The sequence below is a fragment of the Micromonospora sp. KC213 genome (genome assembly GCF_004348325.1).
Taxonomy (GTDB): Bacteria; Actinomycetota; Actinomycetes; order Mycobacteriales; family Micromonosporaceae; genus Micromonospora.
In genome coordinates this window covers 1-13732 of sequence record NZ_SMKF01000043.1, presented here as the reverse complement: position 1 = coordinate 13732, position 13732 = coordinate 1, and the positions used below count along the sequence as shown (strand labels likewise).

At 71.2% G+C, this 13732-nt stretch carries 14 protein-coding genes; 6 read left to right on the top strand and 8 right to left on the bottom strand.

The annotated features are described in order from the left end of the window. The first annotated feature begins 211 nt into the window (after window positions 1-211). Both E1166_RS11955 and E1166_RS11950 read left to right on the top strand, forming a co-directional pair. Window positions 212-1081 carry a DUF5667 domain-containing protein gene (locus E1166_RS11955; protein ID WP_132338454.1) on the top strand — a complete coding sequence of 290 codons (870 nt, stop codon included), beginning with the start codon at window positions 212-214 and terminating at the stop codon, window positions 1079-1081. Between the two features lie 108 nt (window positions 1082-1189). Next, a complete protein-coding gene (locus tag E1166_RS11950) occupies window positions 1190-2068 on the top strand; it encodes an HAD-IB family hydrolase (protein WP_132338452.1) in 879 nt (292 codons plus the stop codon). Window positions 2069-2234: 166 nt separating this feature from the next. Here the strand turns inward: E1166_RS11950 and E1166_RS11945 are convergent, their stop codons facing one another. Together E1166_RS11945 and E1166_RS11940 are read right to left on the bottom strand one after the other, a co-directional pair. Next, window positions 2235-5117 carry a hypothetical protein gene (locus E1166_RS11945; RefSeq protein WP_132338450.1) on the bottom strand — a complete coding sequence of 961 codons (2883 nt, stop codon included), beginning with the start codon at window positions 5115-5117 and terminating at the stop codon, window positions 2235-2237. A 128-nt stretch (window positions 5118-5245) separates the two neighbouring features. Beyond that, window positions 5246-5611, bottom strand: coding sequence for a hypothetical protein (locus E1166_RS11940; RefSeq protein WP_132338449.1), 366 nt, complete (start codon window positions 5609-5611; stop codon window positions 5246-5248). Between the two features lie 627 nt (window positions 5612-6238). On the opposite strand from E1166_RS11940, the gene E1166_RS11935 reads away from it, so the two are divergent. Then, window positions 6239-6601: a hypothetical protein gene (locus E1166_RS11935; RefSeq protein ID WP_132338448.1), complete on the top strand. Its 363-nt coding sequence runs from the start codon at window positions 6239-6241 to the stop codon at window positions 6599-6601. Here E1166_RS11935 and E1166_RS11930 read toward each other — a convergent pair. The 6 genes from E1166_RS11930 to E1166_RS11905 all read right to left on the bottom strand — a co-directional run bounded on the left by E1166_RS11930 (window position 6543) and on the right by E1166_RS11905 (window position 11629). Continuing rightward, the gene (locus tag E1166_RS11930) at window positions 6543-7424 is read right to left on the bottom strand and encodes a lysophospholipid acyltransferase family protein (RefSeq protein ID WP_132338447.1); all 882 of its coding nucleotides are present in this window, start codon (window positions 7422-7424) and stop codon (window positions 6543-6545) included. The genes E1166_RS11935 and E1166_RS11930 overlap by 59 nt on opposite strands. Then, window positions 7421-8494 (bottom strand): NAD-dependent epimerase/dehydratase family protein, encoded by a 1074-nt coding sequence (locus E1166_RS11925; protein WP_132263982.1) that lies wholly within the window; start codon window positions 8492-8494, stop codon window positions 7421-7423. Before E1166_RS11925 ends, E1166_RS11930 begins: the two co-directional genes overlap by 4 nt. Before the next feature lie 117 nt (window positions 8495-8611). Then, window positions 8612-8713 carry an AURKAIP1/COX24 domain-containing protein gene (locus E1166_RS11920; RefSeq protein ID WP_007465623.1) on the bottom strand — a complete coding sequence of 34 codons (102 nt, stop codon included), beginning with the start codon at window positions 8711-8713 and terminating at the stop codon, window positions 8612-8614. Between the two features lie 206 nt (window positions 8714-8919). Then, window positions 8920-9129: a helix-turn-helix domain-containing protein gene (locus tag E1166_RS11915; RefSeq protein WP_132183381.1), complete on the bottom strand. Its 210-nt coding sequence runs from the start codon at window positions 9127-9129 to the stop codon at window positions 8920-8922. A gap of 227 nt (window positions 9130-9356) precedes the next feature. Continuing rightward, complete coding sequence (locus E1166_RS11910) at window positions 9357-10631, bottom strand: hypothetical protein (protein WP_132338446.1); 1275 nt, start codon at window positions 10629-10631, stop codon at window positions 9357-9359. Between the two features lie 77 nt (window positions 10632-10708). Then, window positions 10709-11629 carry a proline dehydrogenase family protein gene (locus E1166_RS11905; RefSeq protein ID WP_132338445.1) on the bottom strand — a complete coding sequence of 307 codons (921 nt, stop codon included), beginning with the start codon at window positions 11627-11629 and terminating at the stop codon, window positions 10709-10711. A gap of 123 nt (window positions 11630-11752) precedes the next feature. On the opposite strand from E1166_RS11905, the gene E1166_RS11900 reads away from it, so the two are divergent. The 3 genes from E1166_RS11900 to E1166_RS11890 all read left to right on the top strand — a co-directional run. Further along, window positions 11753-12031 carry a hypothetical protein gene (locus tag E1166_RS11900; protein WP_243706175.1) on the top strand — a complete coding sequence of 93 codons (279 nt, stop codon included), beginning with the start codon at window positions 11753-11755 and terminating at the stop codon, window positions 12029-12031. A 1-nt stretch (window position 12032) separates the two neighbouring features. Continuing rightward, the gene (locus tag E1166_RS11895; RefSeq protein WP_132338444.1) at window positions 12033-13199 is read left to right on the top strand and encodes a glutathionylspermidine synthase family protein; all 1167 of its coding nucleotides are present in this window, start codon (window positions 12033-12035) and stop codon (window positions 13197-13199) included. 18 nt (window positions 13200-13217) lie between these two features. Next, window positions 13218-13732: CGNR zinc finger domain-containing protein (locus E1166_RS11890; protein WP_132338443.1), on the top strand; the 515-nt coding region annotated here is incomplete at its 3' end.

The window sequence follows — 13732 nt, the reverse complement described above, 5'->3', positions numbered from 1 at the left end:
CACTCGTCGTGTTTTAGCCACTGACGTCCCGTAACCGCCACCGGGCGCGGTCCGTTTCTCCGGGTGCGACCCGTGGTTGTCCCGGCGTCCCCCGGGCCACCCGGTCCGGCTCGTACGGTCGGCGCAGATGCCGTCCGTCGGCGTCACGCTGCCACCGGTCGCTGGTGACGACCGCGGCCTACCGGCCGGACAGCGAGAGGGGGTGCCTGCGGTGGACAGTTACCTCTTCTCCCGTCGGCGGGCCGCACGCTTCGCCCAGCTGCTCGACGAGGCGAACGGCGGGCGGCGGCATCATGTCCGGTCTCGTGCCGACGACCAGCTCGTCGCCCTCGTGGCGGTCGGCCGGCGGCTCACGCAGGAACGACCGGACGTCGAGGTGGAACCGGACTTCCGCGTCGGACTGCGGGCGATGCTGGTGGCCACGGCGGAACGGGAGGGCCCCGGCGCTACGGCCGCGAGCACCCCGGACGGCGCGGGTGCCGGCACCCGTTCCTCGCTGCTCGGCGCGGTCACCGCCCGACAGGTTCGGGCCCGGGGTGCCGTCCTGGTCGGCATCGCCGCCGGCGCCATCGCAGTGTCCGGCATCTCCGCCGCCAGCGAGGACGCGGTCCCGGGTGACGCCCTGTACGGCATGAAGCGCTCCACCGAACGGGCCCAGCTCGCCCTGGCCAGCTCGGACCTCAGCCGCGGCCAGCTGTTCCTGGACTTCGCCCGTACCCGGCTGACCGAGGCCACCACCCTCCGGGGCGACCTGCCCGGCTTCACCGCCGTGCTCGAGGACATGGACGCCGACACCCGCCAGGGGGTCCGCCTGCTCACCACCGCGGCGGCCCAACGGTCGGACACCGCCGGGCTGGACGCCGTGAACACCTTCGTGGCGGGCCAGCGACGCGCGGTCGGTGGGCTGCTCGACGGGGCCGACCGCGCCGAACGGGACCGGGTCCGGCGTTCCCTGGCCCTGTTGGACGCGGCCCGGAAGCGCTCCGACGCGCTGCGCGCCGCCATCGCCTGCGGGTTGCCCACCCCGGTCTCCGGCGACGCCCTCGGCCCCACTCCCGCGACCTGCCCCGAGCACCGCTGACCCGCGAGGCAGTTCACATCACAGTTACCCGTTGGGGCGATCGTCTGTGATCGACACCCGACTAGGCTCAGGGATGCAGGAGCGCAGTGGCGTACGGAGGGAAGTGCCATGCCCCGCATCCGCAGGATGACGGTCAGCACCGATGTGCACGGGCACACCGCCGGCTGGGCCGAAGCCGAGGGGGACCAGCCGGTCCCGGTGCTGCCCGACCCCCACGCCGCGGCCTTCTTCGACGTGGACAACACGATGATGCAGGGCGCGTCGATCTACTGGCTGGCCCGAGGGCTCGCCGCCCGCAAGTACTTCACCACCACCGACCTGGCCCGCTTCGCCTGGCAACAGGCCCGGTTCCGGCTGCTGGCCAGCGAACACGCAGGCGACATGTCGCAGGCGAAGGAGGCCGCTCTCGCCTTCATCGAAGGCTGGCGGGTCGAGGAGGTCGAGCGCCTCACCGAGGAGATCTTCGACGAGCTGATGGCACCCCGGATCTGGGCCGGCACCCGCCGGCTCGCCCAGCGCCATCTCGACGCGGGCGAACGGGTCTGGCTGGTCAGCGCCGCCCCGGTGGAGATCGGCCGGGTGATCGCCACCCGACTCGGGCTGACCGGGGCGATCGGCACGGTGGCGGAGGTGGCCGACGGCGCGTACACCGGGCGGCTGGTCGGTGACCTGATGCACGGCCCGGCCAAGGCCGAGGCGATCAGCCAGCTCGCCGAGGTGGAAGGGCTGGACCTGTCCCGCTGCGCGGCGTACAGCGACTCCGTGAACGACCTGCCGATGCTCTCCGCCGTCGGGCGGGCGGTGGCGATCAACCCGGACGGCACGCTGCTGCGGCAGGCCCGCGAGCGGGGCTGGGAGGTACGGGACTTCCGCACCGGACGGCGCGCGGTCAAGATCGCCGTACCGTCGACAGCCGCAGCGGGGTTGCTCGCCGGTGCGGTCACCGCGGGGCTGGCCCTGCACAAGCGCCGCCGCGCCACGCTCTGACCAGGCGCCCGCGTTTCGGCGGTCCTGCCTGCGGTCCCGGCGGTAAGCCACCCACCACTCACCTGAGGCTGCCGCCACCGTCGGCGGCCAGCACACGAATGCCGCCCGGACACCAGAGTGGTGTCCGGGCGGTATCACGCACCGTGCGGCTCGCCACCCGGTCCCGCTAGTAGTCGTCCTTGCAGGAATGCCCCGGGTTGGTGCCGATCGGGACGAAAGCCATGGCATCGAAGCCCACCGCGTCGAATCCGCGGACGATCTCCGTGCCGTAGTTGCTCAGCTGCACTTGGGCACCCCGGCCGAGTTCGTACGAGCCCAGGTAGACCCACTTGTCCTCACCCAGGTTGGCGGGGTTCGGATTGGGGACGCCGCCGATGGACCAGCCGGCCTCTTCGGCGAAGTTGATCGCGCAGGTCGCCTGCCCGAGAACCGCGCCCCTGGTGATCAGGTACTCGGCGCCGTCGTGGTCGGCGCCGTGGCTGGGCACGTGGGCGACGATGTCGTACCGGGCCCGCTCGCCCGGAGCCAGGTCGAGGTTCGGGGTCCACGATCCGACGATGCGCCGGTTCGGGTTGCTCTGATTCACGTACGTGTACCAGATGTGACCCTTGTAGCCCGCGCCGATCTGGTGCAGGTCGACCTCGGCGTACGGAGCGGTGGAGCCACCCGCGGGCAGCCCGCGCCGGATGGTGAACTTGCCGTCACTGGCACCGATGGAGCACCCGAGGTTGTACTGCCCAGTGTCGTTCAGCGTGTAGACCACCGAGATCCGCTTGCTCGTGTCCCGGTTGCCGTTCTTGTCGCCGGTGAACGTCTCGCAGTTGCGCTCGTAGATGCGCTTCACGCCGGGTTCGGCGGTTCCGGAGCCGAAGGTCAGTTTCTCCTTCGCGCACTCCGCCTGCAGGCAGTTGCCCGAGTGCGCCACGCCGTGCCACCAGCACAGCTCAGAATCCGCCGGGCAGCCGTTGGTGGCCTGTGAGCAGTTGTTGACCGTCGAGCAGAACGCGTACCGGCCGGGGATGGACAACACCTGCTCGTTCCCTTGCGGGCCGGTGCGTGGCGAATTCGCTCCGTAGGTCGGCTCGGCGTAGGCCGCAGACATCACCGGGAAGCCCTTGAGCTGAGGAGACTCCACCCAACCCATGATCCGCTCCGCGTACGCCCAATCGTTCGGCCTCTCCGCGTCCGCCATGGTCAGCCGCAAGAACGGCGCCCGGTTGGCGGGGTAGCGCGGGTTGGCGGGGTTGTTGAACCAGCCAACGCCCCACCGCCCGTTGTTCTTGTCCCGGTTCGCGTAAGGGTAGTAGCCGCTGTTGTAGGCCCAGGCCGCGAGGAACCAGTTCTCAACCCAGGTCGGGTCATTGTTGTTCATGTAGCTCTGGTGCGCCGACAGCTCGCTGGCCATCTGATTCCACTTCTCGATCAAGATGTTCATGCCGGCCGCGATGTTGGCCGCGTAGTCCACCGCGATCGCCCGGCGCTGCGTGTCGGTGAAGACCGTGCTGCCCACCCGCATGCCGTCGGTGACCTGACCGATGCCGTACCCACAGTCGGTCTTGCTGTAGTCGATGACGTCGAGGTTGCCCTCGTTGCCGTAGTAGCTGGCGATCAATGGGTTGCCGGTGTCACCGGGCACCACGTGCCACGACGCCTGGGACAGATTCGTCTCCTGCGCCAGGATGGCGAGCATGACCTGGGCCGGAACCGTTCCACCGCCGGCGAGCTGCCGGCGCGGGAAGAGCACCTGCGGCTGATAGGCCGGTAGGCCCGCCTTTAGGTAGTTCGCTGGACGGCTGACGGTCAGCCGGCCGTGCACGGCCTGGTCGACGGCCCACTCCACCATGTCCGGGCTCGGCTGCAGCGGCTGCACCTTCGGATCGTTGCGTGGCACCGCGCAGGTGGGGGTCAGCTCGGCCGACGCGAGGGCGCCCCGCGCGCCGGCCGGCTTCGGGGTGCTGGATCCCAGCTCGACGTCGAGCCGGGGGGCGCGGGTGGTTCGGATCGTGCGGGTGGCCTGCTCGCCGCTGACCGTCGCCCGGACGGTGACCCGGACGTCGCCCGCGTCGGCCGGGTCGGCCGGACTCAGCGGCTGACCGACCGACCGCATGCTCTGCTGGGTGACGATTTCTTCCACGACGAGGTGGCCCGACTCGGACAGTGTCCGCACCTTGCGATCGGCCGGCACGACACCGAGCTCCGGTACGGCGCCCCGCACCTGCGCCTGGCCGACCAGCACGTTCCGGCCGCCGCGCTGACCGAACAGCTGGAGCTGGTCCCAGGGCCCGCTGGCGACGGTAGTCAGCCTGCCCGCCCGGAACCGCTGGGCGAGCGCCTGTTGCCCCTGCACGCCAATCACGTCGATGCCGCTACCGGCGGTGGCCTGCACGCCAAACGTGTTACCGGCGGGCCGGGCCAGCCTGGCCGTCCTGCCACGGTCGTCGATCCGGACCAGGTGACCGCCGAGGATGCCGTAGTCGCCGTCGGTGGCGGGCGCGGGCGTGGTCAGCTGACCCGCGATCCGACGGGTCCTCGTCACCCGGCCGGCAGCGGCGTCGACTGTCAACAGCTCCGTCGACTGCGCGAAGTCGTCACCCAGGGACCGGGTCAGTAGCGCCCGATCGTCCGGGCCACAGGCGGGGTTGAAGTAGGCCAGTTCCACTCCCGTCGCCACGTGCGTCGCCTTGCCGGTGGTTACGTCCACCACAGCGGCCAGCGCGCCGGCGCGGGCGAGCCCGGGCTCGTTGGCGGCCTTCTTCGGCGCGAACACGGCGACCGCGTACCGGCCGGAGCCCGTGACGCAGACGGCGCCGGTCCACGGCCCGACCGCGATGGAGCTCGACGTGAGCGTGGCGAGCGTGGACCAGCCAAAGGCGTCCTTCTCCCGGGCGACGTAGAGGTGGTAGCCCTCGGTGTCACCGGCTCCGGTCACGACGACGTCGTCGGAGGTCCGCCAAGACCTGCCCAGCGCTTCGTCCGGGGCGGTGAAGGCGGCCGGTGCGGGCGGTCGCGCCGGTTGCGACGCGGCCGGTTCCGCACTGGCAGCGGGCATCGACAACTGCGTCCCGACGGCGGACAGGACTGTTACGGCCGCGACCCAGCGCCGCCATTTGTTGGTCAGTGCAGGCACTGGTTCCCCCGTATTCACGCTGTGCGGTCTCATCGACATTGGCGGGCTTTTCAGCGCCACGCGGTGCACGCGTTGTAGCCCTGGGAAGGCAGATCCATGTCGGGATCGATGCCGCCCTTGTGGCTGCCGCAGAACTTGACCGACTGCTGCCAGTCGACCATGGGCGTGGTCCAGTTCCCCGTGTCGACCAGTGTTGTCGAGGCGGCCAGCCGGTTGACTCCGCCGTACTCCGGCTGCGTCCAGAGCTGGCCGGTGATCGGATACATCAACTCGGGAACGTTGAAGTCGCCCCACATAGCCCGGCAGGCAGGGCTGTACCAGAGGTCACCATGTGTCTGCTTGGTTACATTCTGATCCTTCAGCGTGAAGCCGACGACGACGTACGCCCCGGTCTGGCAGCCCTGCTGAGCCGCCATCTTGCCAACGCACGAAGGGCCGAAACACAAGGGTGCCGCAGCCGCAGGAGCGGCTGGGACCAGGGCGAACAATCCTGAAAGGACGGTGAACAAACAGGCCATGGCTGCGCGAAGCGGTGTCATGGTCTCCCCGTTGGTGACGACAACAAAGCATTGAGACCTTCGCACGTATTGATTCGCTACGCAACGTTGACCACCTCGCGACGCAGTGCTAACTTGACTCGGCCGCGTGCTCGGCAGCCGTGGCATGTGAATCGGGGGACATCCATGACGGGCCACATTCCTGCCGAGGCTGTGCCGCGGACACCGAAATCGCGACAAACGCGGGGACTGCTGCGCACAGCGCTGGTCTTGCTGCCGGTGGCCGCCCTGGTCGTCGTTGCTGCGTGGTGGCTCGGTGGCTCGGAGCCAGAGCGGACCGGCGGACCAACTCCCACCGCCGCCGCGCCCAAAGGCACGCCGGCCGGTGCGACCTCACCGGAGACGACACCGGCTCCCGGCCAGCCGTCTCCTGGGACACTGCCGGCCATCACCGGCACGACGGTCGAGAGTGTAGCGGCCGGATGGAAGAAGCGATGGCCAGTTCCACCCAACCCGTCCGCCAGGGGTTACGACACCAGGGCGGCCATGCCGGGCACCGGCTACCGCACCCGGTTCGGGGTGCTGAAGAGTTCCATCGGCGACGGCATCGAGGTGGCCACCCTCTACTGCATCGTCGCCGACGACCGGGTGACGGTGGACCGGCGACTGATCCGCGCGGTCGTCGACTCCTGCCTCGCTCCCGCCCTGCGCAACGGGGAAGCGGAGTCCTTCTCCTCCTGGCTGTCCCAGCAGGACTACTCCCGCGAGGTCTACGCGGTGCGCGAGTTCCCGCGTTTCAACGCCGAGTTGCTCAGCATCGTGGGGCGCGTCTACCAGGTGCGCGTGGGGTCTAAGGGCCAAACGGGTCCGGGCGCCGTTCCAACAACTGGTGCAGGGTCTGCTGGATAGTCTCCCGGACCTGGTCGGCGAGGTTGAACACGACCAGCGGGTCGTCGGCGGAGTCGGTCAGGTGCGCGGTCGGGATCGGCTTGCAGAACTCGATCAGCCACTTGCTCGGCAGCGGCACCATGCCCAGCGGGCCGAGCCACGGGAAGGTCGGCGTGACCGGGAAGTACGGCAGCTTGAGCAGCCGGGCGAGCGGCTTGATGTCGGCCAGCATGGGGTAGATCTCCTCCCCGCCGACGATGGCCACCGGCACGATCGGCGTGCCGGTGCGCAGCGCCGCCGAGACGAAGCCGCCCCGACCGAACCGCTGCAACTTGTAGCGGTCGGAGTAGAGCTTGCCGATGCCCTTGAAGCCCTCCGGGAAGACGCCGACCAGCTCGCCACCGCCGAGCAGCCGCTCGGCGTCCGGGTTGCAGGCGACCGTCCCGCCCGTCTTGCGGGCGATCTCGGAGACCACCGGCATCCGGAAGACCAGGTCTGCGCCGAGCAGCCGCAGGTAGCGGTGGGCGGGATGCTGGTCGTGCAGGGCGGTGGAGAGGATCAACGCGTCCAGCGCAACGGTGCCGGAATGGTTGCCGACCACCAGGCCGGCGCCCTCGTCGGGCACGTGCTCCAGGCCGGTCACCTCGGTGCGGAACCAGTCACGGTAGAGAAGTCGCAGCAGCGGGTGGAAGACGGCCTCGGTGAGCTCCGGGTCGAAGCCGAACTCGTCCACCTCGTAGTCACCGGAGAGCCGGCGGCGCAGGAACGCCAACCCTCCGGCGACCCTGCGGTCCCAGTGGTCCCCCGGCTGGTCACGCACGGCCGGCTCGTCTGGCCTGTTCACTGCCGCTCCTGTACGTTCTGGCGAACCTGCCGGATGCTCTCCAGCACCATCTGCTCCGCGGCGGCGAGGGTCTCCCGGGTGAGCACCGCGCCACCACGGTGGGCGCGGATGAAATCGTCGAACGCGGCGGCGGTGGAGCGCGGCGTGAAGCCGTACTCCTGCTCGAGCCGGCTGGTGTCGACCACCCGGCCGTGCACGAAGAGGTCGACCTGGTCGAGGCCGTAGCGGCCGAAGCCGAGGTTACGGACGAGCGCGGCGGCCCCGGAGAGGCCCGGTTCGAGCACCGGCACGGCGACCCGCCCGGCCCGGCGGATCGCCTGGGACAGCGACAGGACGCCCGGCCCGGCGACGTTGTACGTCCCCGGGTGCTCCTCGGCGACGGACCGGTGCAGCACCTCCAGCGCGTCGTCGAAATGCACGAACTGCAATCGGGGATCGCGCCCGAAGACGGTCGGCACGAACGGCTGGGAGAAGTAGCGGGTGAGCGTGGTGTCGGCGGTGGAGCCGATGAACGGCGCGAACCGCAGCACGGTGGCGGTGACGTCGGGCCGGCGGCGGCGGAACCCGCGCACGTAACCCTCGATGTCCAGGATGTCCCGACCGAACCCACCGCGCGGCACCTCCCGGGGCTCGGTCTCCTCGGTGAAGACCGCCGGGTCGCGGAAGGACGCGCCGTACGCGGCGGTCGAGGAGCGGACCACGAGCTTTCGCAGCCGGGGTGCCCGCTGGCAGGCGGCGAGCAGCTGCATGGTGCCGATGATGTTCTGTTCCTTCATCGCCGCCCGGCCGCCGTGCTGCGGGTCGGGAGCGGTGACCAGGGCGAGATGTACCACGGTGTCGACGTCCAGATCGGCGAGGAAACTGCCGAGGGAGGCGAGGTCGAGCCGGACCCGCTCAACCCCGTCGAGGAGGTCGGTGAACTCGGGACCGGGGACGGTCGGGTCGACGCCGATCACCCGCTCGATCCGGGCGTCGGCGGCGAGCCGGGCGGCGACGTGCGCGCCGAGGTAGCGGCCGACCCCGGTCACGACGACGACCCCCGGAGCACCTGGGGTGCCACCGGGGGTCATCGGGAACGCCTTGACCGGCAGGCGGGATCGAGCCGGGACATCCACGGCCTGATCACCTGAGCCTCCGAGGGTCGACAGTTGGGCAGGTGTGCGGAGCCGGGCGTGGCCCGGCTCCGCTCACTTGCCGAGGCGGCGACGCTGGACGCGGGTCTTGCGCAGCAGCTTGCGGTGCTTCTTCTTAGCCATGCGCTTGCGACGCTTCTTGACCACCGAGCCCATACGACAGCCTTTCGATGCAACTTGCGGGGCGGACGTGCGACACCACGAAGGTGGTGCCGGTGACCGCGTGCGGACAATGGACCGGACCAGCCTGGTGGCGTCGGGGCACACCGGCGAGCGGTCACGATCCGCTCCAGGGTAGCCGGAGTGCGTCAGCAGGACCAACGCGCCCCCGTCGATGCCCGTTACGTCGCACTCGGCGCCCGTCAGGCGGTCTCCTGGAACGCGCCCCGCAGATAGTCGTGCACCGCGTGCTCGGGCACCCGGAACGACCGGCCCACCCGGACGGCGGTGAGTTCACCGCTGTGCACCAGGCGGTAGACCGTCATCTTGGAGACCCGCATAACCGCCGCCACCTCGGCGACGGTCAGGAACTTGACATCCGACAGCCGACCGTCGGACGGTGACCCGGCCATGGCTCACCCGACCCATCCCTGCCCGGCGCGTGCCCGCCGAGGAGGCGGTCCCGCCCGGCCGGCAACGCGCGTGTTACCAGTACGGTAGCGGGGCCGTTGTGACCTGCGCGATCCCTTCGTACAACTGATCATGCAAGGGGCGCTGTTCACCCGGTCGTGACCTGGCGTTTTCCGTCGAAAGCGCCGCGCGTCCCGTTGTCGGGACCACCAGCCGCGGCCTCGATCGCTCAGGCCGAGGCCGACCGGACGTAGCCGACGCAGTCGTCGTGCAGACTGCTCCAGTCGTCGCCGAACACCCGGTCGGCTGCCTCGTCGACCGACTGCCGGTCGTGCACGACGGCGCGGAAGAAATCCAGTACCTGCTGCTCGCCGTACCGGTCGACGAGGTGGTGAACGGCCAGGTACCCGACGCCGTAGCTGCCGCCGACCCGCCCCGCCGGGGCGGTGCCGGTGGGCGCGAGGGCGTCCAACCGGCCGTTCCAGCCCCCGGCGACCAGCCGCCGGACGTCGTCCAGCGCCTCGTACCGCCGCACCGGCGCCCCGTCGGCACCGGCGTACTCGGCCAGCCCCTCCACCAGCCACCAGTTCTGCCGGCTCGGATGCCCCCGGTCGGTCAGGGAGGCGGCGTGGGTCAGCTCGTGCCGCAGCAGCTCGCCGGGGCCGGTGGCCGGCAACGCGTCCGCGTTCAGCACAATCTCGTGGTGTCCGCCACCGACGCCGACCGCGTACCCGGCGGTCCAGCTCGGGCGACCGCCGCCGTACCAGCGCCGCCACTCGGCGGGACCGGCGTAGAAGACGCGGTACCGGTCCGGGGGTGGCCCCCCGATGACGTACCGGTCGGCCACCGTGGCCGCCTCCTCCGCCGCGGCGAGCAGATCGGGCAGCGCGCGGCGCAGGGCCGGCGTGGTCGCCACCACGGTCCGCGCACCGACCGCCCCCACCAGTTCGCTGACCTCCCAGGGTCGGACGCCGGCCGGCGCCGAGCGGGACTCCTCGATGGCGAGCAGCAGGGGCGCCGGACCGCCGGACCGCCAGCGGGTGGCGACCAGTACCGGGCTGGGGGCGCAGTCCGGTACGACCAGGCAGTACCGCACGACAACCGGTTGACGCCACTGCCCCGGCCGCCCGGTGACCGGAGTGGGTGAGCCTTCCGGTACGGCCTGCCACACGGTCACCCGCAGGGCACGCAGCGCGGCGAAGCGGCGGCCCAGGTCGGCCCGGGCGGCCCGGTCGGCGACCGCCAGGAAGCCGGCCCGGTCACCGCCGAGCAGAGCGGCGGCCTGCCGGTCGAGCTGGGCGGCCAGCGCCTCGCCGAGATGACGGGCCACGCTCGGGTCAGCTCCGTCCGCGCCGGTGCGGGTGCTCCCGCCGCGATCCGCCGAGGCGTCCGGCCCGGGGGCGAGCCACACCGCCGACGGCTGGTCGGCGGCCCACCGCGGCAGCCCGGTCAGCACCGCCGGTACCCCGCCGGCCAGTAGCGCCAGGATCACCGCGAGCGTCATACCGAGGGCCCAGCGCGGTCGCGCCGGCCGGGCCACCGGGACCGGCCCGGGTCCGCCCGGTCGCGGCTCGCCGATGCTCACTTCTTCGACAGCAGCGCCCGCCCGAAGAAGGCCAGGTTCGCGGGACGCTCGGCGAGGCGACGCATCAGGTAGCCGTACCAGTCTTCGCCGTAGGGCAGGTAGGTGCGCATGGTGTAGCCCTCGCCGGCCAGCCGGGCCTGCTCCTCGGGCCGGACGCCGTACAGCATCTGGAACTCGAACCGGTCCGGGCCGCGGTCGAACCAGCGGGCCCGGTCCTCACCGATGGTGATCAGGCGCGGGTCGTGGGTGGCCAGCATCGGATAACCGTCGCCGGACATCAGGATGTTCAGGCAGCGTACGTAGGATCTGTCCACCTCGTGGGCGGACTGGTACGCCACCGACTCCGGCTCCTTGTACGCCCCCTTGCACAGCCGCACCCGGGACCCCGCGCCGGCCAGTTCCCGGCAGTCCGACTCGGTGCGCCGCAGGTACGCCTGGAGCACCGCCCCGGTCGACGGATGGTCATTGCGCAGCTTGCTGAGGATGTCCAGGGTCGAGTCGGTGGTGGTGTGGTCCTCCATGTCCAGGGTGACCGTGGTGCCCGCCGCCTCCGCGGCGACGCAGATCGCCCGCGCGTTGTCGTACGCCAGGTGCTCGTCGAACCGCTGGCCCAGCGCGGAGAGCTTCACGCTGACCTCGGCGGCGGGGGTGAGCCCGGCGGCGGCGAGCAGCCGGAGAAGCTTCACGTACTCGTCCCGGGTGGCGTCGGCCTGCTCGGGGGTGACGGTGTCCTCGCCGAGGTTGTCGAGGGTGACCGCGAGGCCGTCGCCGACGAGTTCGCGGGTCGCGCGCAACGCGTCGTCGGTGCCGCTGCCGGCGACGAACCGGCCGACGACGTCGCGGGTGAACGGAGCCGTCGCGATGAGCCGCTCGACCTGGGATGACCGGGAGGCGGCGAGGATGACGGAACGGAGCATGAACCGAGCGTATCGCCCGGGACCGGGCCCTCGCCCGGGGCTGGCCGGAGGCACCACGCCCGTCAACCCGCCCTGACCGGGCCGGATTTCCGCCGGTGGCGGGGATCGGTTACAACCGTGGACGTGGAACGACACCCCCGCCGCCGGCTCCGGTCGGCCTCCGTGCAACTCGGCGCGCTCACCGCCCTGGCGCTGGCCCTCTCCGGCTGCAACATGACCTCCGGTGACGACGACGACGATGACGACTGCGCGCTGGGCCCGACCGGCGGTGGTGACACCGTCGCGCTGGCTCTGCGCGTTCCCACCGTCGGCGACGCGGATTCCGCCGCGCCGCGCCCGACCGAGATGGCCCTGCCCGAGCGGGGTGGATTCGGCACCCACCTCGCCTCCTGCGGGGGCTGAGGTGCGGCGCGAGACGGCGACGCCCCGGCCCGGCTGGGCGGCCACCATCCGCGAGCAGGGACTGGTGTACGCCACCACCGAACTTCCCGACGGCGCCACCATGTCGTACTGGGACGAGACGGCGGCGTACGCCTTCGAGCTGGACGAGGTGCTCCGGTTGGAGGAGGCGACCGAGGAACTGCACCGGATGTCCGTCGCCGCGGCCGAGCACGTGGTGACCCGGGGTCGCTACGCCGACTTCGGCATCCCGGCCTGGGCGGCCGAGGCGGTGGCCCGCTCGCTGCGCGAGGCACCGCCGACCTTGTACGGCCGCTTCGACCTCGCCTATGACGGTTCCTGGCCGCCGAAGCTGCTGGAGTACAACGCCGACACCCCGACCTCGCTGGTCGAGGCGAGCATCATCCAGTGGTACTGGCTGGAGCAGACCCGGCCCGAGGCCGACCAGTGGAACAGCCTGCACGAGCGGCTGGTCGGGGCGTGGGCGGCAGTCGGCGCCGGGCTGCACGACCGGCGGGTGCACGTCTGCTGGTCCGACGAGGAGGAGTCGGGCGAGGACCAGATCACCGCCGGCTACCTGGCCGAGACGGCCCGCCAGGCGGGGCTGGACGTGACGTTGCTGCCCGTCCAGCAGATCGGCTGGGACGGCCGGCGCTTCGTCGACGCCGCGGACCGTCCGGTCACCACGTGTTTCAAGCTGTACCCGTGGGAGTGGATGCTGGCCGAGCCGTACGGCCGTCCGGCGCTGGAGCCCGGCACGCCGACCACCTGGATCGAGCCGGCCTGGAAACTGCTGCTGTCCAACAAGGCGCTGCTCGCGGTGCTCTGGGAGCTGTACCCGGGACACGAGTACCTGCTCCCGGCGTACCTGGACTCACCGCGCGGGATGACCCGGTACGTGGCGAAGCCGCTGCTCGGCCGGGAGGGGGCGGCGGTACGGATCGTCACCGAGGATGCCGAGGTCAGCAATCCGGGCAGCTACGGTGACGAGGGCTTCTGCTACCAGGAGTTCCGGGCGTTGCCGTCCTTCGACGGCAATCACGTGGTGCTGGGAAGCTGGATCGTGGCGGGCGAGGCTGCCGGGGCGGGGATCCGGGAGAGCCCCGGCCTGATAACGGACGGTTACGCACGGTTTCTCCCGCACTACATCGACGCGCAGCGACCCTGCTGAGTCGTCTACCGTTGAGTCGTGAACTTCGACGCGTACGCCCGCACCGGCGTTGATCTCGTCAACGCCGGCCTGGACGACCTCGACGACCTGCGGGCTCTCTTCACCGACGAGAACGCGTGGATGCGCGACGAGGTATCGGAGCGGGATCTGGCGGTCTTCCGGCGGGCGCGCAAGCGCCTGCGCGACGTGTTCGAGTACGGCACCTCCGGGCGTGACGCGCAGGCGGCGGCGGAGCTGAACGCCCTGCTGGAGACGTTCCCGGTGCAGCCGCGGATCTCCGGACACGATTCCAGCGACTGGCACATGCACGTGACCAGTCGCGGTGCCTCGGTCAGCGCGGAGTACCTGGCCGGCGCGGTCTGGGGGCTGTCGGTCTGGCTCTGCGAGTACGGCAGCGCCCGGTTCGGGGTCTGCGCCGACGAACGCTGCGGCAACGTCTACCTGGACACCTCGTCCAACTGCTGTCGCCGGTTCTGCTCGGAGCGCTGCGCGACCCGGTCCCACGTCGCCGCCCACCGCGCCCGCAAGCGCGC